The following is a 19,966-nucleotide window of genomic DNA, read 5'->3' as shown; positions in this document are numbered from 1 at the left end:
TAGTACGGGGGGTGATGTCAAGGGGAGAAAGTCGGGAATGTAAGAGCGTCGGGCGGCTCTCAACTCTTATCCCCTTCTCCCGAAGGTTTGGGAGAAGGGGATGGCCGCAGGGTCAGAGGTGAAGAGGAGCCCCGCCGGTCGCGCTCAGCGGCTTGCCTGGCGCATCAGGCGCGCGGCGTCGGAGATGGCCGCCAGGATGCGCGGGTAGGAGCCGCAGCGGCAGAGGTTGCCGGCCAGGTACTCGGCGATCTCCTCCGGGCTCGGATCCGGGCGCTCCGCCAGCAGCGCGACCGCGCTCAACACCATGCCCGGCGTGCAGTAGCTGCACTGGAAGGCCATCTGATCGATGAAGGCCCGCTGCACCGGGTGCAGCTCGTCGCCGCGCGACAGCCCCTCGACGGTGGTAATCCGGCAGCCGTCGGCCAGCGGCGCGAGCAGCAGGCAACTGCTGATCGGCACACCGTCCACCAGCACGGTGCACGCTCCGCAGATGCCGATCCCGCAGGTCTCGCGCACGCTGGCCAGCCCGCACCCATCCCGCAGCACCTCCAGGAGAGTCGCATCCGTCCGCACGGTGAGCGCCCGTCGCTCGCCGTTCAGCTCGACCGTGATCGTCTGCTCCATCAGCCTCGCTCCCCGTCGCGTGCCCGGATCGCCCGCAGCACGCGCTCCGGCGTCAGCGGCAGCTCCGTCACCCGCGCGCCGATCGCCCGCGCTACGGCGTTGCCTACCGCCGCCGGGATCGGCGGCAACGCGGTCTCACCCAACCCGTGGATCTCCGCGCCGGGCCGCTCGATCAGGTCATGGGTCATCCGCTCCGGCAGGTCGAGGAACGAGGGGATCAGGTAGTCGGAGAGGTTCGGGTTGACGAGCTGCCCCTGGTCGTAGACCAGCTCCTCGAAGAGCGCGCTGCCTACGCCGAAGACGATGCACCCGAGGTTCTGAAGCTCGGCGGTGTGCCAGTTGACCACCTGCCCCGCGTAGACGCTGGCATGCGCGTGCAGGATGGTCACCTTGCCGGTTCGGGTGTCGACCTCGACCTCGACTGCGCCAGCGCCCTGGTGCCAGTGCGAGGAGGCGATGCCCTGGCCGGTGTCGGGGTCGAGGCCACCCTGGTTGCGAAACTCCCCGTGCTCGACCAGCTCCTCCTGCCCGGTCGCCTCCACGAGTTGGCCGAACGTGAGCGCCGAGGCCGGCGCGCCGGCTACCCGGACATTCCCATCCACCAGCTCCAGATCTGCCGGCTCCACCTCCAGCCGCTGAGCCGCGGCCAGTAGCAACCGCTCGCGCAGCGCCAGCGCGGCCTGCCGCACCGCGTTGCCCATCATGTAGGTCGAGCGGCTGGACGTGGTGCGGTTGTCGAAGGGCGTGCGGTCGGTATCGGGGTCGACGACACGAACCTGCTGATACGGCACGCCGAGCGCCTCGGCCGCGAGCTGGGCCAGCACGGTGCGAGCCCCCTGGCCCAGCTCGACGGTCGAGGAGTAGACGGTCACCTGGCCGCTCCGGTCGACCCCCACTTTCGCCTCGGAGCGGCTGGGCGTGGTCATCCCCTTCATCACCACGGCCAGCCCCTTGGCCCGCACCCGGCCATCGCCGAGCTCGCGGCGCTGCGGTCCCTCCCAGCCGATCGCCGCGGCCGCGCGCTCCAGGCACTCGGCGAAGTGCACGTCGTGCAGGGTCTCGCCGGTGGCGAAGGTCTCGCCGTCGCGCAAGAGGTTGCGCAGCCGGAACTCCAGCGGGTCGAGCCCGAGCGCGTCGGCGGCGAGGTCCATCATCGACTCCGACGCCCAGGTGGCCTGGGTCACCGCGTAGCCCCGGAACGCGCCGGCAGGCGGCAAGTTGGTGTAGACGCAGCGGGAGTCGACCGCTACGTTCGGGATCCGGTAGGGACCGACGATGCCGAAGCCGCCCTTGCGGGCCACGTCGGGGCCGCAGTCGGCGTAGGCGCCGGTGTTCCAGTAGGCTCGTACCTCTCTCGCCGTGATGCGGCCGTCTCGCTTCAGCCCCAGCCGGATCGTCACGACCGTGGCATGCCGCGTCAGGGTAACGAACTCCTCGTCCCGCCGCAGCACGAACTTGACCGGCCGGCCGGTCACGTACGCCAGCAGCGCGGCCTGGGGTTCGATGCGCGGGAAGACCTTGCAGCCGTAGGAGCCGCCCATCGGGGGTACGACCACGCGCACGCGCTCGACCGGCAGGCCGAAGATCCCGGCTAGGATCTGCCGCGTATTGAACGGCGTCTGGGTGCCGGACCAGACCGTCAGCCGGCCGTCCTCCCAGAGGGCCAGGGCAGCGTGCGGCTCCATCGCCACGTGCTGGATCGCAGGCGTGCGGAAGGTCTCCTCGAGCACCAGGTCGGCCTCGGCGAAGCCACGCGCGACGTCGCCGCGCCGGATCCGGAAGAGGTTGCAGCAGTTGGTGCCGAACTGGGGGCGGATGCCGAAGTAGAGCGCCGTGCCCTCGTGTGGGCGCTCCGGCTCCAGCTCGTGCAGCAACGGCGCACCGGGCTCTAACGCGTCGAGCGGGTCGAAGACCGCCGGCAGCTCCTCGTACTCGACCGTGACCAGCGCCGCCGCCTCCTGCGCTGCCCGCGGTGTCTCCGCCGCGACCAGCGCCACGATGTCACCCACATAGCGCACGCGGTCGAGCGCCACCACCGGCTGATCCTCGATCTGCGGGCCGTACACCGGGCGCAGGCCGGGAAGACGGCGCAGGTCTTCCCCAGTCACGACGGCGACCACGCCTGGCACCTCCAGGGCCGCTGCGGTGTCGACGCGCGCGATGCGTCCATGCGGCACGACACTGCGCACGGCGGCGGCGTGCAGCATGCCCGGCAGGCTCGCATCCTGGGAGAACCGGATGCGGCCGGTCACCCGCTCGACCGCGTCGATCATCGGGACAGCTCGGCCGACGCTCACCCCAGGATCTCCACCACGCCAGTGTTGCCGTTCACCCGCACCCGCGCCCCAGTCTTGATCATCTGCGTCGCGTTGGTGGTGCCTACCACCGCCGGGATGCCGAACTCGCGGGAGACGACCGCCGGGTGAGAGAGCTGCCCGCCGGAGTCGGTCACCAGCCCGGCGATCTTCGTGAACGCGACCACCCAGGCCGGGTTGGTCATCCGGCAGACCAGGATCTCCCCCTCCTTCAACACGTCCAGCTCTTCCGGCGTGAGGACAAGCCGGGCGATGCCCTCGACCACCCCCGGTGAGGCCGGGAGCCCCTCGACCTGCGCGGCCGGCTCCCGCTTCTCCCGCTTGAGCGAGTCGTAGAACTTCTGGGGGTAACCCCAAACACCCTGCTTGTACGGCTCCTCGTACAGTGACCAGTGGGTGACCGTGCCGACCCACTCGCGCGGCCGGATCGCCATCGCGCGCTCGCGGGCCTCCCGGCGCTCCCGCACGATCTCCTTCGCGTTCGGGATCGCCGACGGGTTCGCGGCGAGCACGCGCAGCTCGTGGTACTTCAGGAAGATCGTGTCGTCCGGCTGGTCCAGCAAGCCAGCCTCGACCAGGCGCCGGCCGATCGCGAGCAGCACGTAGCGCATGCGCGCGAAGGTGCCCTGATCGATGTAGAAGTGGTGATCCGGCGTCAGCGGCATCATCCGGAGCACGCGCTCTAGCGCCGCCTGCACCTTCTCCCGCCCACGCACGTCGTCGGCCGGGATCATGCCCATCAATTCGCGGATCGCCGCGTCCCGGTCCTCTCGGAGACGCTGCAGCGCCTCGGGGAACGAGTAGTCGGTCGCCAGGTAGCCCTGGATGGCCGCGATGATCGGCGCCGGGTTCTCCCGCCAGGTCACATAGACGTACTCGTGGCTGTAGATGGCCTTGTTGCCGTACTCGCGCTTGTACTCGTCCAGCCAGCGCAGGAACTCCCGGCCCTCCGCCGTCTTCTCGAGCTCCTCCAGAACCTCCCGTGGCGTCTCCTTTGCGAAGGCCTCGGTGAGCACAGCGTTCCGCTTGACCCGCTCCTTCGCCTCCCACAGCTCGCGGATCGCGTCCCAGTTGCGATCGTCGTCCGAGACCATGATCCGGCCGAGCAGATCCTTGTCCACCTCACCGATGACCTCCTGGACTGCGTTCTGGAAGTCCAGCGAGGCCTGGAACTGCGAGAGGTTCAGGATCCAGTGGATGCGCCAGTGGCGCTCCTGGATGTCGAGCGCGTCCTCGAACAGGACCATCAGCTCGGGCAGGCTGGCCGAGTCATAGGGGAAGTTGTCCAGGTACTCGAAGTTGCGCAGGATCTCCGGCCGCAGCCGGTTCTCCCACCACTCGAGCCCGCGCTCCGCGTAGATCGGCATGACCATGCCGTAGTAGGGAGCGATCTCCTGGGCATACTTAGGGTCGGGGGGCACCACCGCAGTGTAGAGGTAGCCGTTGACCAGCTTGGCCTTCCAGTCCACCGCGAAGGGCGCGCCGAAGCGGCGGAACATGTAGGCGCAGGTGGACCACCAGCCGCCCAGGTCGAACCACATCGGCGAGAGCGGCTGTGGGCAGTGCAGGTCATCCCACCACCAGTGAAGCTGCTTCTCCTCCTCGCTCTCCCACTCGACCGGGAACTCATCATCGCCGAAGAAAGTCACCGGCAACTGGACCTCGGGTGTCGTCGCAGCCATGTCCGGCCTCCCTCCAGCTCATCCGCCTCACACCGCGCGCAACTCCGTGCTCGCTCCCCACCCGGCTGCCCTTCCCGCCACGGCCGGGCACAACACCTATTCCGCCGGCTCCACAAGCTCGTAGAACTCCGGCACCCGGCTCTCCAGCATCGGGATCACCTTGCCGACGATGTTCTCCTGGAACGCCGCCGAGGCCTTATGCGCCTCGTAGTCGTCACGGGTCCGGTACTGCTCGTAGAGCAGGAACTTGCGTCGATCGTCGAGCGAACGATTGACATAATAGACAAGACAGCCAGGCTCGGCCAGCGAGATCGGGATCATCCGCTGGAGGATCTCCGCGATCTCGTCGTCCTTGCCCTCCTTGGCGTAGTAGTGCGCCACCACCACGAACACCGGCGACCTCCTCTCCGTCCTGTCTCCCTCACGCTGCCCTAGCTCGCTCTCGAGCGTCGCTGCGTCGCACCACGCCACCGAAGGGCACGGAGTACCGCCTCGAGGGGAGAGCGTGCCCCAGCGCCCGACGCCGCGACGCGACTGGCCGCTTACTCCGCGCGCACGACGCGGTTCCGCAGTACGCCGATCCCTTCCACCTCCAGTTCCACCACGTCACCCGGCTGGAGCCAGCGCCCGAGCTCCAGTCCGCAGCCATTCGTCACTGTCCCCGAACCCCACAGCTCTCCCGGGTAGATCGTCTCGCTCTGCGAGACGTGGGCGATCAGGTCGGCGAAGGAGAAGTGCATCCCCGCGCTTCGGCCCTCCGACCAGACCTCACCGTTGACCCGCGCGACCATCCGCACGTCGCTGATGTCGATCTCGTCCGGCGTCACTAGGTACGGGCCGATAGCGTTGCCGGTGTCGAAGTCCTTGCCCTTGCTCGGCCCCATGCCGACCGGCGCCTCGCGCATCTGCTGGTCGCGAGCGCTGAAGTCGTTGAAGATGGTGAAGCCGGCGATGTACTTCGGAGCCTCCTCCCTCGGGATGTCCTTCCCGCGCCGCCCGATGACCATGCCTAGCTCCAGCTCGAAGTCGAACTTCTCGGTGTAGCGTGGCATGACCACGTCGTGGTCGGGGCCGACCACCGTGTCGGGGTCGCCCTTGTAATAGGCCGGTACCTCGTACCAGGCCGGCGGGATCTCGCCGCCCCGGCCGAGCGCGCGGCTCGCGTTGCGCATGTGGCCCTCGAAGGTCAGAAAGTCGCGGATGACCCGCGGGCGCGGCACCGGGGCCAGCAAGCGAACCTCCTCGAGCCGGTAGGCAGTCCGTCTCCCCAGTGCCTCCTCGCCCCGCCCGCTCTCCTCGATCGCCCGGAGCGCCGCCTCCCGGCCGAGTGTCCCGTTGCCGAGGAAGAGCACCATATCGTCGGGGAGCAGCGCCGCCGCCAGGCGTGTGGCATCGCAGCCGGGGTCGGTTCGCTCCAGATAACCGGCGTAGGCCACCTGCAGGTCCACCAGCCGCCCATCGACCAGCGCGCCGATCCGGCGTACCGGCCCGGCCGGTGTCGGGATGGCGAAGGTCGCGAGCTTCACGGTTGTCTCCCTTCCCACTGCGCCCGCTCGCGGGCAGCACGGAGCGCCCGCTCGACGAAGACGCGAATCATCTCGCTGCGGTACCACGCCGAGCCGCGCAGGTCCGAGAGTGGATCGATGCCCGCCGCGTAGCGCTCGGCGACCTCGCCGATGCTCGCGTCGTCGAGCGCGCGGCCCCTCACGGCGTCGAGAACCTCCGGCAGCCGCTGGGGACGCTCGGCGACCGCGCCGACGACCACCTCCGCCCGCGCCAGGCGCCCTTCGGCGTCCGGAACGACCACGGCGGCCACCCCGATGCACGGCCGGTCTTCGTGCGAGCGCGTTCGGTACTTCACGTAGACGGCACCGGCGTCCGGCGGCAGCGCCGGCACGACCACCTCGGTGACCAGCTCGTCCGGCTCCAGCACCGTCTGGTAGTGACCAAGGATGAAGTCCCGCACCGGGATCGCCCTCCACCGGCGCTGGCTCACCGCGATCACCCGCGCATCGAGCGCTGTCAGCAACGCTGGCGGGTCGGAGGCGTAATCCGCGTCGCAGAGGTTGCCGCCGACAGTAGCCTGGTACCGGACGCGCACGTTGGCCACTTCCCGGTAGGTCTCGGCGACGACCGGCAGCCGCTCCCACACCAGCGGTGAGGTCTCGATCGACCGAAGACGGGTCATCGCCCCCAGCCGCAGGTTCCCCACCTCGTCCACCGTGATCCCCGCCAGCCCGGAGACGCGCCGCAGGCTCACCAGCAGCGAGGGCCAGAGCAGCCCCTGGCGCAACACGAGCGCCAGCCACGTACCCCCGGCTACCGGCTTCGCCTCCTCGCCGTACCGGGCTAGGAGATCCAGTACCTCATCGACAGTTGCCGGCTCGACGACCGCGAACTCAGCCATCCTGCCGCCCGTCGAATCCTGCCTGCGCAGCGAGCGACCGCTCGACGCACTCGACGAACTGCGCCGTCATCTTGCGCGCGACGTCCTGGATCACGGTGCCGCCGAAGCGTCCCAGCGCGCCGCGGATCGAAAGATCCATCTGGTAGCTGACCAGCGTGCGCTCCCCCTGCGGTTGGAGCGCGGCCGTGACGACGGCGTGCACCAGGCTTCCGGTGGCCCGGTCATCGCCCTGAACCTGCAGTACCAGGCGCTCGGGCGGCTGCACCTCCGAGAGCTCGACCGTCACGCTGAAGCCCGCCCGCAGAGGCCCGACTTTGACCTGGATGCGCCCCCGGTAGGTCTTCTCGTCTACCTGGGTGACCTCCTCGACTCCCGCCATGCAGGCGCTCGACCGGGGAACGTCCAGAAAGAAGTCCCAGACCCGCTCTCGGGGTGCGTTCAGCGTAAATTCCTGGCTGATGATCACCCGGCACTCTCCCTTCCAGGGCGAGACGCCTGCCGCGCGAAGGCATCGTCGATCCGCGCCAGGGCGGCCTCGTAGAGCGGTCTCGCCAGCTCGCGCGCCTGCGGCAGCCTGATGCGCTCGTACATGTAGCGCATGCGCTCACGGACACGCTCCGGCGTGTAGTGATGCTTTCCTTCCTGCGCATATCCGATGAAAAGCTCCACGTTGGTCTCGAGGAAGCTCAGGCTATCGGCCGCCTGGAGCAGGTCGGCTTCCGGCCAACCCCCTTCCTCGTGCGCCTCGATCAGCTCCCGGACACGCTCCACCAGCGCGGGCTCGGCGCCCTGCCCGCGTAGCCAGTCGGCCACGATCCGCGCCGAGCGTTGCTGGTGCAGCCGGTCATAGTCACGGTCAGGGATCGGCCTCCGGGCGTCGGCCACCGGCGAGTCCGGCCCGGGATAGGCCCGTTCCATGTCATGCGTCAGCGCGGCGAGCCTCAAGTGGCCCCGAGCGTCCGGCGCCAGCACCAGCAGCCAGTCGAGCGTCCGCCGCAGGTGGTCGGCGTTCCAGTAGCCTTCGATCCAGGCGCTGGCCCGTTCGAGTAACTCGTCGACCGTCGGCATGGTCTCCCCTTACAGCGTGGTGATCGGGCGGCTCTGCAGCAGGTAGACCGTGCCGCCCTCGATCGCCCACTCGATGTCCTGCGGCGCTCCGAAATAGGCTTCCACTCGCTCGGCCAGCTCGATCAGCGCCTGCACCTCGCTGTCAGTCAAGACACGCTCGCGCTCCGCCTCCGGGGGAACCGGCATCTGCCGCAAGCCGTCACCAGAGGGGTCGCGCACCAGCATCACCGTCTTGGCCGGGACAAACGACCTCAGCAGTCGCCGGTCGGCGCGGGCGACCAGGTAGTTGTCCGGCACCACCAGACCGGACACCAGGGCTTCGCCGAAGCCCCACGTCGCCTCGATCACGCAGCAATCCCGGCGCCGCTGCACCGGATCAGCCGTGAAGAGCACGCCGGACTTCTCCGGCACAACCATCCGCTGGACAACCACCGCGATGGCGGTGTCACGCAACGAGCCCTTCTCGGAGCGGTAGAAGAGCGCATGCGAGCCGAAGAGCGAGGCCCAGCAGTCCCGCACCCGCTCGATGACCTGCCGCTCGCCGGCGACGTTGAGGTACGTCTCCTGCTGCCCGGCGTACGACGCCGCCTGCGAGTCCTCGGCGATCGCACTCGACCGCACCGCGACCGGGACGTCTTCACCGCGCCCGAGCTCCGCATAGGCTTCCTTGATGACCTCGGCGATCTCAGGCGGTACCTCGAGCGAGCGGATCATTGCCTTGATCTCCCGCGAGGCCGCCTCCAGGCTGGCGGTGCTCGCCGGGTCAACGAGTTCCAGCGCCTCGAGGATCCGTCCGGTCACCCCGTGCGCGTCGAGGAAGCGAGCGAACGCCGTCGTGCTGACGACGAAGCCGGGTGGCACCGGGAGACCAGCCGAGGCCATCCGGCTCAAGCTGGCTCCCTTCCCACCGGCGAGCTGCACGTCGGCACAGGCGGGATCGCCGAACCAGTGGATCAATGGGCGGGTCGCGATCGAGCCCATCGCTGGCTACTCCTCGACGATCGCGACCGCTCGCACGGGGGCTGCGGTCGTTCCGACCCACTTGATGGGGAAGGCCGCTACCTTGAAGCCGAAGGGCGCGGGGATCTGATCGAAATTCGTCATGTTCTCGATGTGGTAGTACTCCCGCTCCCGCATCACGAGGTGGGCCTCCCAGAACTGCTTGCGCTCGAACATGGCCCAGACCGGCGGGTCGAAGGTGATCGCATCGATGCCCATCACCTTGATACCCTGGTCGATGAGCCAGAGCGTCGCCTCGCGGGTCATCCCGCAGTGGTCGGTCAGGTAGCGCTGCTCGTCCTGGTACGCTCCGGCACCGGTCCAGATCAACACGATATCCAGAGGCTTCAAGCGGTAGCCGATCTTGTCCAGCGCCTCCTGGACTTCGGCCGCGGTGATGCCAGCGCCCTTCTCCTTGTGGCGAAAGTCGAGCAGCACGCCATCGCCGTAGCAGTACTCGAGCGGGATGCCCTCGGGACCGGGTGCTTCGGCGACGAGGTGCTTGCGGGCATCGATGTGCGTGCCGACGTGGTCGCTTAGCTCGATCTTGTAGCTGGCGGTAAGCCAGGTGGCACCGTACTCGGCGGCGCCGATATTCTCGGCGAACTCTTCCCACGTCTCGAACATCTCCAGCTTCGGCTTGGCGATCCGTGGGAAGGTGAGCATGTCGTTATGCACCGGCATGCTCAGATCGATCAGTCGCGCCCCCATCCTGCTCTCCTTCACCGGGCAGGCGCGCGGCACGCCGCGCCCCTACCGCGCTGCTTCCTCCGCCTGCACACCCTTCAATGCCTGAAGCACCCAGCGTCCCGGTTCCTCGATGTGCCGGCGCATCACCTGCTCGGCCAAATCAGGATCGCGAGCGCGCAGCGCTTCGAGCACCGGCTCGTGACGCTCGGCCAGCCCACCGAGTGCGCGCTTGACTGCCGTGAAGGTCAGATACGTCGTGGTCGCCAGGCTCAAGCTCGTCCAGAACTGCTGCAGCAGCCGGTTGCCGGAGGCCTCGACGATGATCCGGTGAAAGGCCACATCCGCCTCGATCGCGGTCGCCTCGTCGCCGTCGATCGACGCCTCGCGCATGCGGTCGATCTGCTCCTCCAACTGGAGGATCTGCTGGGCGGTGATCCGATCGGCAGCGGCGCGTGCCGCCACGCCTTCGATCGCGGCGCGGATCGGATAGATCTCGACCAGCTCCTCATCGGTGAACTCGCGGACGTGGGCGCCGCGGAACGGCGAGCTGACGACGACGCCCAACATCTCCAGGTCGCGCAGCGCCTCGCGCACCGGCGCCTGGCTCACGCCGAGCTCCTGGGCGATCCGGGTCTCGACGATCCGATCCCCAGGCTTGAACGTGCCCTGAAGGATCGCCTCGATCAGGTACTCCTTGATCTCGTCTCGGAGCACCCGGCGAGCAATGGGCCGCCGGTTCGCTCGTGCCCCCGCGCCCGACGAAGCCGTTCCCCGCCTCGAACCTGTCGTCATGCTCCCTCCAACCATCCACCTCAAGCGTCCGGAATCGACCGACACCATACATACGACCGAGTGACCATCTCCGAGCTCTGCAAGGCCCAGCCGCCGGTGCCAGCGTCTAGCCGAGCCGCTTCAGTCCCTTGAAGCGCTGCATGTTCTCGGTCATCGCCCGCTCGGTCGGCAACCGCTCGACGCTGGAGGCGCCGAAAAACCCGACCACGCCCCGGGTGCGCTCCAGCACGTACTGCACGTCCTCCGGCTCGGCGATCGGCCCGCCGTGACAGAGCACGATGACCTCCGGGTTGACCGCCCGGGCCGCGTCGCACATCGCCTGCACGAGCTCGACCGCCTCGTCGAGGCTGACTGCGGTCTTCGCCCCGATCATCCCCTTGGTCGTCAGCCCGAGGTGGGGCACGAGCACGTCGGCTCCGGCCTCTGTCATCGCCCGCGCCTGCTCGGGATCGAAGACGTAGGGCGCGGTCAAGAGATCGAGCTCATGGGCCTGCCGGATCATCTCGATCTCCAAGTCGAACCCCATGCCGGTCTCCTCGAGGTTCTGGCGGAAGACCCCGTCGATCAGGCCGACGGTGGGAAAGTTCTGCACCCCGACGAAGCCCATCTCCTTGAGCTGGCGCAGGAACACTGGCATCAGCCGGAAGGGGTCGGTGCCGCAGACCCCGGCCAAGACCGGGGTGTGCTTGACGACGGGCAAGACCTCCGCTGCCATCTCGACCACGATCGCGTTCGCGTCGCCGTAGGGCATCAGACCGGCGAGGGAGCCGCGCCCGGCCATGCGGTAGCGGCCTGAGTTGTAGATGATGATCAGGTCTGCCCCACCGGCCTCGGCGCATTTCGCCGAGAGCCCTGTCCCGGCCCCGGCGCCGATGATCACCCCTCCAGAAGCAATCGTCGCGCGCAGCCGAGCCAGCGCGTCCGCCCGCGTCATCGGCCTCCAGCTCATCCCTGCACCTCCGCTCGCGCGGCCGCCCGAGCCCGGATCAGCTCATCCAGCCGCTCCGCCATCGCCCGGGCGAAGGCCGGATCGTTGATATCCGTATCCCACTCGTGGACTTCGATGTCGGGACGCAGGTTCGCTTTCAGGTTCTCGACTAGTGCCCGGTCGGCCTCAGGATCGTAGAACGGCCCGCCCTCCTTCGAGATCATCGAGACGCCGCGCAGCGGGATAAAGACCGCGAGCGGGCCACGCGCCTGGTTGAGCTTCCGGGCGATGATCCGCCCGAGCTCGGCACACTCTTCGGGGGTGGTGCGCATCAGCGTCACTGTGGGGTTGTGCTTGTAGAGGGTACGCCCGCGAAAGCGCTCCGGCACCGTGTCGATCGGTCCGAAGTTGACCATGTCCAGCGCCCCGAGCGAGACGACCTGCGGCACCCCGTTGCGCCCGGCCGCCTCCAGGCGCTGGGGGCCGGCCGAGAGCACGCCCCCCACCAGCTCGTCTGCCAGTTCGGTCGTGGTCACATCGAGCACGCCGGCTAGGTAGCCGGCGTCGACGAGCGCCTCCATCGCCTGGCCGCCGGTTCCGGTGGCGTGGAAGACCAGTACCTCGTAGCCGCGCTCCTCCAGCAGCCTGCGCGCCTCGGTCACGCAGGGTGTCGTTACCCCGAACATAGTCGCCGCGATCAGCGGCTTGCTCGCGGCGCTGGGCCGGAACGACTCGTAGGCCCGAGCCATGCCGGCAATCGCAGCCGCGGCGTTCGTCAGAATGCGCTCGGAAATCCGGTTGATGCCGGCGATATCGACGACCGGGTAGAGCATGGCGAGGTCGCTGGCGCCGACGTAGGGCCGCGTGTCGCCGGAGGCGAGCGTGGAGACCATCAGCTTGGGGACGCCAACGGGGAGCGCGCGCATCGCCGGCGTCGCCAGCGCCGAGCCGCCAGATCCACCCAGCGCCAGGATCCCGTGCAGCCGGCCCTGCCGGAACAGGTCGAGCACGATCGCGGTCGCGCCGGTAGCCATCGTCTCGATCGCGGCTCCCCGGTCGCCTCGGGCAGCCAGCTCAGCCAGGTCGGCCCCGGCCGCTCGGGCGACCTCCTCCCGAGAGACATCGGGCGTCGCGAGCGGCCGGCCCAGCACTCCGGCGTCGATCAGGATGACCTCGCAGCCGGCTTCGCGGATACGTGCCCGCAGGTAGTCGTACTCGACCCCCTTAGTATCCAGCGTGCCCAGCAGGACGACTGTCGCCATGCCTGACCCTCCAGCCCGGAACTCACGCCACCTCGCGCCGCGGACTCACCCCGAGGTACTGCTGCTGGATCGACACATCGGCCAGCAGCGCCGCGGCAGTGGTCTCCAGCACGATCCGCCCGGTGACCATGATCGCGATGCGCTCAGCGAGCGCTGTCGCCACGGCCAGCCGTTGCTCCACGACCAGCATCGCCAGCCCTTGCGAAGAGAGTCCCCGCAGCACCTCGACGAGATGGTCGACGATGACCGGGGCCAACCCCTCCGACGGCTCGTCCATGATCAAGAGACGGGGATTCGTGAGCAGCGCGCGGCCGATCGCCAGCATCTGCTGCTCGCCACCGGAGAGCGCTCCGGCCCGGTGCCTCCGTCGCTCGGCTAGCCGCGGGAAGAACTCGAAGATGCGCTCCGGTGTCCAGCCGTCCCGGCCGGCCCCGGCACGCCGGAACACCAGCCGGAGGTGCTCCTCGACCGTGAGGGAGGGGAAGATCCGCCGCCCCTGCGGGACATAACCCACCCCAGCGGCCGCGATCTCATGCGGCCGCCTGCCGATCAGCTCCTGTCCGTCGAAGCGGGCCGAGCCCCGCACCGTGGGGAGGAGCCCGACCAGCGCCTGGCAGAGCGTCGTCTTGCCCATGCCGTTGCGGCCGAGCAGCGCGAGCGGCTCGCGACCGAGTGTCAGGTTCACGCCTTGCAGGATGTGACTCTGGCCGTAATAGGCGTGCAGGTCGCGGATCTCTAGCAGGTGGTCAGGCATGGTCGTACCTTCCCCGCAGCACGTCCGTCGTCCCGGTACTTCGGCACCACCGGGGCACGAGAGCGCAGGCGGCATAGCCCGTCGCGTAGAGCGGCTCAGTCATGGCGCGATCCCAGGTAGACCTGTTGCACCACCTCATCGGCGCTGATCTCCTCCGGCGTGCCCTCGGCGATGACCCGCCCCTCGTGCATCACGGTCACCTGCCGGACCACGCGAAAGGCCACGTCCATATCGTGCTCGACCAGCAGGATCGTCATCCCCGGGTCGAGCCCCAGGAGCAGGCCGGCCAGCAGCTCGCGCTCCCCTGGCGATAGACCGGCGGCGGGCTCATCCAGCAGCAGGAGCTTCGGATCCGCCGCCAGCGCCATCCCCAGCTCGAGTTGCCGCTGCTGGCCGTGAGCGAGCGCGCCCGCCAGCGCGTGGATCGCGTCGCCGAGCCCGACCTGCTCGGCGAGCTGCCGCGCCCTGACCATCTCCGCATCGCTTGCCCGCGGGCGCCGGAGGCTCATCCGCCGGGGTCGAACCCCGCGCACAGCGAGATAGAGGTTGTCGAGCACGCTGAGCCGCGGAAAGACGAGCGGCGTCTGATACGTTCGGGCGATGCCGCGCCGAACGCGATCGTGTGGCGGGAGGTGCGTGATGTCGTCACCGTAGAACCGGATCGTCCCGCTGGTCGGCCGCAAGTCGCCAGCGATGACGTTGAAGAGGGTCGTCTTGCCAGCTCCGTTGGGGCCGATGATCGCCCGGCGCTCACCGGGAGCCAGGCTGAGCGAGACGTCCTGCACGGCCCGCAACCCGCCGAAGCGGCGGCTCACGCCCTGGAGCTCCAGGGCGTGTCCGATCGCCTGCGCTGTCGTGGCCTGCACCGTGACCATCGAGAGCCGCTCGTCCCTACGAACCGAAGACGCGGTGGATGTCCTCGCACTTCGGGTTGTCGCGCGTGAACGATCCGAGGGCGAGATACTGCTCCTCGGGCAAGCCGAGCGTCTGGTTCACCCCTTCGACCACCTTGACCAGCTTATTGTACAGGTTGCCGTCTGGCCCCTCCGCCACCTCGGTCACATAGTTGTTGGCGATGGCCTGGCGGTTCTTGTCGAGCGCGATATGCCCAGTCGGGCCATCGAACTCGACCTTGGCCAGGGCCTCCTGGAGCTTCTTCTGGCCATCGCTCAGATCGCCGTCGACCTCTTGCAACCCCAGCAGCAAGCCCTTGGCATTGACGTAGTACCCCCAGCAGAAGAGCGACGGTGTGGTCAGCCCTTGTGGGAACTGCTGCTTATAGGCGTTGACCCAGTCCTGCCAGGCCTTGTCCGGGTTATCGGCGGCCACCGGCCCGGCGCCGGGGATGCCGATGACGCGCTGGCGGATATTCCCTCTCGCCTCCAGCACGTTCTGATCGATCGTGGAGCTCCCGCCGATCAGAGCCGCCTGGCCACCGAAGTCTGCGTAGGCCTGGAGGAAGTTGACCGCGTCGGAGCCGCCGAGGATCACGTAGATGGCGTCGATGTCCGTCGGCATCGAGCTGATGACCGAGCTGTAGTCCCGCGTACCGATCGGCACCCAAAACTGCGCGGCGACCTCGCCGCCGAGGCGGCAGAACTCGAGCAGGAAACCGGCGACCTGGCTGTAGGGATAGGAGTAATCCTCACCGAGCGTCGCGACGCGCCGGTAGCCCTTCTCCTCGTAACAGTAGGTGCCGAGCCCTGCCATCCACTGCACGCCGTCCGTCGAGAAGCGGAAGAAGTTCGGCGCGGGGTCGCGCAGCGTCGTGTCCTGCGCTGCCGAGGTGCCGTTGACGAAGGTCTTGTCCGGCACCGTCTTGGCATAGTCGCGGATGGCCAGCCCCTCGTCGCCCGAGAGCGGCCCGACGATGAGGTCGACCCGATCCTGCTCGATCAGCTTGCGCGCCTTCTCGCGCGCCACCTGGGGCGTCGCGTCGGTGCTCTCCTTCACGATGCGGAGCTTCTTGCCGCCGATCTCACCGCCGAACTCGGCGATCGCCATCTCGACGCCGCGCACGCCCTCGTCGCCGAACAGCGCGAACGCCCCCTCGAGCGTGGCGAGCACGCCGATGACGATCTCGCCGGCCGCGGGGCCGACCGTGACCGTGGGCGAGGCCGCCGCTGCAGGGGTCTGAGCTGCGGCCGCCGTTGGCGTAGCTGCCGGGGCCGCGGTCGGGGACGCCGCGGACGGTGCCGTCGTCGGTGTCGCCTCCTCACGCGCGCAGGCAGCGAGCAACCCCGAGGCAACCGGCATCGCCAGCCCGAGCAGCCCGGCCCGTCGCAAGAGCTCGCGCCGGCTCAACCGCTGAGAACCGTACCGATCGAGCATAGACTCTCCTCCTCTCACTCGTCTTGACGACCGACTGCCTGCCGCACATCCAGCGTGTCGCTCGCCCGCCACCTCCTACCGCGCCAGCGCCGGAGCACCTCCACGGGACGAGCGGCCAGCCCGCTCAACCCTTCCGGCGAGAAGAGCACGATGGCCAGGAAGGTGAGCCCGATGACCGTGTTGAAGCGCTCGGTGAACGAGCTGGCGAAGTTCGTGACCAGAATGAAGGCCAGAGCGCCCAGGAACGCCCCCTCGACGGAGGCCAGCCCCCCGATCACGGCGATCACGAGGACGTTGATCAGCCGGGTGACGTCGATAGCGGTCGGAGAAATCGCGCCGTTGTACCAAACGCCGAGCAACCCGCCGACCGCGGCCAGAAACCCAGCGAGGGTGAACGCCGCCAGCCGGTGCAGCGCCACGTGGTAGCCGAGCGCGGCCAGCCGTCGCGGGTTGTCGCGCACCGCCTGGAGGGCCAGGCCGAACGGCGTCCGCAAGAGGTAGCGCACCCCGAGGTAGCTCAGCACTGCCGTCACCAGGCAGACCTCGTAGAAGAGCGCCCGCTCGGTCAGTAGGTGGCCACCGAGCTCCGGAGCCCTGATACCGAGGATGCCGGTATGCCCGCCGAACACGGAGCGGTTCTGGTTGGCGAGCGCGTAGACGACCATCCCCAGCGCTAGGGTGATCATCAGGAAGTAGATGCCCTGCGTGCGTACCGCAACCAGACCGAAGAGGAAGGCAGCCAGCGTCGCGGCCGCGAGCCCGCCCAAGATCCCGACCCACCACGGCTGACCGTGCGTTACGGTGAGTACCCCGTAGCCGTAGCCGGCCAGCCCGAAGATCGTCATCTGCGCGAGCGAGACCATGCCACCATAGCCGGCTAGTAGGACGAGGCTGAGCGCGGCGATGCCGAAGAAAAGCGCGGGACTGAACACTCGCCCCACGAAGTAGGCACTGCCCCAGAGCGGGAACGTTGCCAGCAGCCCGAGCACCAGGAGCGCCAGCGCGGTACGGGTCGAGATCAGCGCGCTCATGCCGGCCTCCCGAAGAGTCCCTGGGGGCGCAACGCAAGCACGAGCACCATCAGCAAGAAACTGACGATGGCGGCATAGGTGGGAAACAGCGCGAGGCTGTACTGCTCTACCAGCGCGACCAGCAGCGAGGCCACCGCCGTACCAGCGAGGCTACCCATCCCGCCGATGATCACCACGATCAGCGATGCGAGCAAGTAGCGAGCGTCCTCGCCTGAGGCGATGGAGAGCGCCGAACCGCCGACCACCCCCGCCAGCCCGGCCAGCGCGGCGCCGAAGGCGAACATGAGCGCGAACAGGCGCTGCACATTGACCCCGACCGCCGAGACCATGTCGCGGTCGTCGATTGCGGCGCGGATCGTGATACCCAGCCGGGTGCGGGTAAGCAGGAGCCACAGCGCCAGCCCGACGACCAGGGCGAAGCCGAGGATGAACAGCCGGTATTTCGGGTAGCCGATGCCGAGCACCGGCAGCCGAGCACCACCGCTGATCGCTGCCGGCGGGGAGAAACCGTAGGTGAAGCCGCCCCACTGGGCGAGCATCAGGTCGGCGGCCACGATCGAGACTCCGATGGTGACGAGCGCCTCGCGGAGATCCTGCCCCTGGATTGGGCGCAGGAGCGCCTGCTGGAGGGCCAAACCGGCGACCGCAGCCACGGCGGCCGCAGCCAGGGCACCGAGAATCCAGCTCCCGGTGCGGTCGGCCACCGTCCAGCCTACGTAGCCACCGAAGAGATAGAGCGAGCCGTGGGCGAGGTTGACGACCCGCATCAGGCCGAAGATCAGGGTGAACCCGACCGCCACCAGGAAATAGAGCGCGGCCAGCGTCAGGCCGTTGAGAGTCACCGTGACGAACTGGTTCCAGCTCACCGCGCCTCCAGCCGCGTTGTCTACGCCGCGCCGCCCCCGCCGGGCGGGAAGGCTATCTCAGTGCTAGCCGGAGAGAATAGATAACCGATTATCGATGATCGTAATCGAGGATCGAACGCTTGTCAAGACCCGGCGCCTGGCCGGCTCGAGCCGTGCACGTCGCGGGTAGAAGGCGCACTGGGCACCGGCCCCAGCGGGCCGGTTCTTACGCCCTCGCGGCCACAGCTAGCCGGTGTGCACGTCGCAGGTGTTCCGGCCAGTGCTCCTGAAGCATGCGCGCGAGGTACCGTACCGACGAGACAAGAAATCGGGGCCGCCGTGGCCCCTGTCTTTCCCGAGGTGGCTAGTGATCTACCGGGCACGTCGCGCCCGCGCTACGCCAGGCTGGGAACCAGATGCCACCACCGCTGCCCGGCGGACGCCGGTGCATCAGGGCGAGCTCCCGCTCAGACCCGGATCACTCGAAGACCATAAATTCGAGGAGGTTTCCGAAGGGGTCGCGGCAGAAGAACCGTGGGCGACCGGGAATCGGCGCGGCGTCGTACGGCTCGTAGCCGGCCTGCTCAAGCGCCGCGCGCACTGCTTCGAGGTCTTCGACCTCGAAGCAGAGGTGCCGCCGCGAGCGCCCCCGCCCGGGGTCGTCTTCGGCCACAACGTGCAGCTCGTCCGGGCCGACGTCGAACCAGATCAGGATGTTCAGCCCGGCCAGCGTCTCCGGGACCGGCTTCTCCCGGAAGCCCAGCACGCCACTGTAGAACTGCCGCGCCGTCTCGACTCCATCGAGCGGGGCCGTGATCGAGACGTGCTGGATGCGTCGAACTGTGCCCATCGACGTCTCCTCTCTCGTACTGTAACAGACCTCGAACTCGCAACCTGCCCCGAGGTCTCAACCTCACCCAAGGTCGGGAATAGGCATCCGCGTCCTTTCAGACGGTCATCGGTCAGCGATCCGCACGTCTGCTTGGCCGTCAGGATCGGTTGACCGCCTGAAGGCGAACGCCGGGCCGGCGCCCACCAGATACACGTGTGGCGTGAGACGCATCGGTTTCCATCGGCGATCTCCTCGAGCGCACCGCTCATTGACACGGCACCAGCTTAGCAGGAGACTCCGCTCCGTCGACAACCAGTGGGGGAGGAGCACGGCGATGACAGAGAGCGACGGCACGATCGGAGGGCCGCTCCGCAGCCTGGCGCGCCTGCGCCGCGCTAGGAGCCGACGAGCCTCTAGCTATGACCGTAGCGGTGGGAACCAGGACTACATCTGGATCCAACCGGGCGAGACCGTGACCCTGCTCGAAGCGAAGGGCGCTGGCTGCATCACACACGTCTGGATGACGTCCGCCTGCCAGGAACCGCACTACCTGCGGCGCTGCGTGCTCCGAATGTGGTGGGACGGCGAGCCACACCCGAGCGTCGAGGTGCCACTCGGCGACTTCTTCGGCCTCGGCCACGCCGAGACACGCAACGTTGCCTCATTGCCACTCGCCATGGCGCCACAGAACGGGCGAGGGATGGTCTGCTATTTCCCGATGCCGTTCTCGAGCCGGGCCGTCGTACAGGTGACCAGCGAGTGCGCCGCAGAGCCAGTGCGGTTGTACTTCGCCATCGACTACGAGAGCTACGAGCGGTTGGCGGATGACCTCGGGCGCTTCCACGCGCAGTGGCGGCGGCAGAACCCCTGTGATGGGATCTCACCGGCCGGCATGAGCCACGACGAGTACCAGTTCGGCGGCACGAACGCGAGCGGCGAGGGCAACTACGTGATCCTGGAAGCGGAAGGGTGGGGACACTACGTTGGTTGCCACCTCGACATCCACAACTTGACCGAGATCGAGGGGTCGAACTGGTACGGCGAGGGAGACGAGATGATCTTCATCGACGGCGAAACCTGGCCACCGAGCCTGCACGGCACCGGAACCGAGGACTACTTCAACCTGGCCTGGTGCCCGAGCGAGCCGTTCGCGTCGCCGTACTTCGGCCTCACCATGCCCGGCGGGCCGAACTGGAGCGGCAAGATCTCGCTCTACCGTTACCATATCGAAGACCCGATCCACTTCCAGAAGTCGATCCGCGTGACCATCGAGCATGGGCACGCCAACCGGCGCTGCGACGACTACTCCAGCACCGCCTACTGGTACCAGGCGGAGCCGCACAGACCGTTTCCCCCGTTGCTGCCGGTCCAAGCCCGCCTGCCCCGCCCGGACGCGTGAGGATCGA

The 19,966-nt window shown here is 68.4% G+C and carries 20 protein-coding genes; 1 reads left to right on the top strand and 19 read right to left on the bottom strand.

What is annotated here, in order from left to right:
- Window positions 1-144: 144 nt before the first annotated feature.
- The 19 genes from NET02_RS12310 to NET02_RS12220 form a co-directional block, all read right to left on the bottom strand.
- Entirely contained in the window at window positions 145-624 is a 480-nt protein-coding gene (locus NET02_RS12310; protein ID WP_284057721.1) for a (2Fe-2S)-binding protein, read from the bottom strand.
- Entirely contained in the window at window positions 624-2,921 is a 2,298-nt protein-coding gene (locus NET02_RS12305) for a xanthine dehydrogenase family protein molybdopterin-binding subunit (RefSeq protein ID WP_284057720.1), read from the bottom strand. Before NET02_RS12305 ends, NET02_RS12310 begins: the two co-directional genes overlap by 1 nt.
- Window positions 2,918-4,621 carry a PEP-utilizing enzyme gene (locus tag NET02_RS12300; protein WP_284057719.1) on the bottom strand — a complete coding sequence of 568 codons (1,704 nt, stop codon included), beginning with the start codon at window positions 4,619-4,621 and terminating at the stop codon, window positions 2,918-2,920. Before NET02_RS12300 ends, NET02_RS12305 begins: the two co-directional genes overlap by 4 nt.
- A 96-nt stretch (window positions 4,622-4,717) precedes the next feature.
- The gene (locus tag NET02_RS12295; RefSeq protein ID WP_284057718.1) at window positions 4,718-5,014 is read right to left on the bottom strand and encodes a putative quinol monooxygenase; all 297 of its coding nucleotides are present in this window, start codon (window positions 5,012-5,014) and stop codon (window positions 4,718-4,720) included.
- 149 nt (window positions 5,015-5,163) lie between these two features.
- Window positions 5,164-6,147, bottom strand: a complete 984-nt coding sequence (locus NET02_RS12290) for a fumarylacetoacetate hydrolase family protein (protein WP_284057717.1) — start codon at window positions 6,145-6,147, stop codon at window positions 5,164-5,166.
- On the bottom strand, window positions 6,144-7,028 hold the full coding sequence (locus NET02_RS12285; protein WP_284057716.1) for an FAD binding domain-containing protein: 885 nt from the start codon (window positions 7,026-7,028) through the stop codon (window positions 6,144-6,146). Before NET02_RS12285 ends, NET02_RS12290 begins: the two co-directional genes overlap by 4 nt.
- On the bottom strand, window positions 7,021-7,494 hold the full coding sequence (locus NET02_RS12280; RefSeq protein WP_284057715.1) for an SRPBCC family protein: 474 nt from the start codon (window positions 7,492-7,494) through the stop codon (window positions 7,021-7,023). Before NET02_RS12280 ends, NET02_RS12285 begins: the two co-directional genes overlap by 8 nt.
- The gene (locus tag NET02_RS12275) at window positions 7,491-8,096 is read right to left on the bottom strand and encodes an HD domain-containing protein (RefSeq protein ID WP_284057714.1); all 606 of its coding nucleotides are present in this window, start codon (window positions 8,094-8,096) and stop codon (window positions 7,491-7,493) included. Before NET02_RS12275 ends, NET02_RS12280 begins: the two co-directional genes overlap by 4 nt.
- 9 nt (window positions 8,097-8,105) lie before the next feature.
- On the bottom strand, window positions 8,106-9,077 hold the full coding sequence (locus NET02_RS12270) for a PEP/pyruvate-binding domain-containing protein (protein WP_284057713.1): 972 nt from the start codon (window positions 9,075-9,077) through the stop codon (window positions 8,106-8,108).
- A 6-nt stretch (window positions 9,078-9,083) separates the two neighbouring features.
- Window positions 9,084-9,806 carry a cyclase family protein gene (locus NET02_RS12265; protein WP_284057712.1) on the bottom strand — a complete coding sequence of 241 codons (723 nt, stop codon included), beginning with the start codon at window positions 9,804-9,806 and terminating at the stop codon, window positions 9,084-9,086.
- Between the two features lie 42 nt (window positions 9,807-9,848).
- Complete coding sequence (locus NET02_RS12260; RefSeq protein WP_284057711.1) at window positions 9,849-10,577, bottom strand: GntR family transcriptional regulator; 729 nt, start codon at window positions 10,575-10,577, stop codon at window positions 9,849-9,851.
- 106 nt (window positions 10,578-10,683) lie between these two features.
- Window positions 10,684-11,526: a phosphoenolpyruvate hydrolase family protein gene (locus NET02_RS12255; RefSeq protein WP_284057710.1), complete on the bottom strand. Its 843-nt coding sequence runs from the start codon at window positions 11,524-11,526 to the stop codon at window positions 10,684-10,686.
- Window positions 11,523-12,767, bottom strand: coding sequence for a Tm-1-like ATP-binding domain-containing protein (locus tag NET02_RS12250; RefSeq protein ID WP_284057709.1), 1,245 nt, complete (start codon window positions 12,765-12,767; stop codon window positions 11,523-11,525). Before NET02_RS12250 ends, NET02_RS12255 begins: the two co-directional genes overlap by 4 nt.
- Window positions 12,768-12,789: 22 nt before the next feature.
- Window positions 12,790-13,521, bottom strand: coding sequence for an ABC transporter ATP-binding protein (locus NET02_RS12245; protein ID WP_284057708.1), 732 nt, complete (start codon window positions 13,519-13,521; stop codon window positions 12,790-12,792).
- A gap of 95 nt (window positions 13,522-13,616) precedes the next feature.
- Window positions 13,617-14,396 (bottom strand): ABC transporter ATP-binding protein, encoded by a 780-nt coding sequence (locus NET02_RS12240; protein WP_284057707.1) that lies wholly within the window; start codon window positions 14,394-14,396, stop codon window positions 13,617-13,619.
- 16 nt (window positions 14,397-14,412) lie between these two features.
- Window positions 14,413-15,852, bottom strand: a complete 1,440-nt coding sequence (locus NET02_RS12235; protein ID WP_284057706.1) for an ABC transporter substrate-binding protein — start codon at window positions 15,850-15,852, stop codon at window positions 14,413-14,415.
- A 14-nt stretch (window positions 15,853-15,866) separates the two neighbouring features.
- Complete coding sequence (locus NET02_RS12230) at window positions 15,867-16,883, bottom strand: branched-chain amino acid ABC transporter permease (RefSeq protein ID WP_284057705.1); 1,017 nt, start codon at window positions 16,881-16,883, stop codon at window positions 15,867-15,869.
- Window positions 16,880-17,749 carry a branched-chain amino acid ABC transporter permease gene (locus NET02_RS12225; RefSeq protein ID WP_284057704.1) on the bottom strand — a complete coding sequence of 290 codons (870 nt, stop codon included), beginning with the start codon at window positions 17,747-17,749 and terminating at the stop codon, window positions 16,880-16,882. The genes NET02_RS12230 and NET02_RS12225 overlap by 4 nt, the downstream gene beginning before the upstream one ends.
- Window positions 17,750-18,206: 457 nt before the next feature.
- Entirely contained in the window at window positions 18,207-18,578 is a 372-nt protein-coding gene (locus NET02_RS12220; RefSeq protein WP_284057703.1) for a VOC family protein, read from the bottom strand.
- 316 nt (window positions 18,579-18,894) lie between these two features.
- Here NET02_RS12220 and NET02_RS12215 point away from each other — a divergent pair, with 316 nt between their 5' ends.
- Window positions 18,895-19,959, top strand: coding sequence for a glycoside hydrolase family 172 protein (locus NET02_RS12215; protein WP_284057702.1), 1,065 nt, complete (start codon window positions 18,895-18,897; stop codon window positions 19,957-19,959).
- Window positions 19,960-19,966 lie beyond the last annotated feature (7 nt).

This window comes from Thermalbibacter longus, from assembly GCF_023806485.1.
GTDB classification, from domain to species: domain Bacteria; phylum Chloroflexota; class Chloroflexia; order Thermomicrobiales; family Thermomicrobiaceae; genus Thermalbibacter; species Thermalbibacter longus.
The sequence above is the reverse complement of the archived record's forward strand: the minus strand, read 5'-3'. Positions and strand labels throughout refer to the sequence as shown.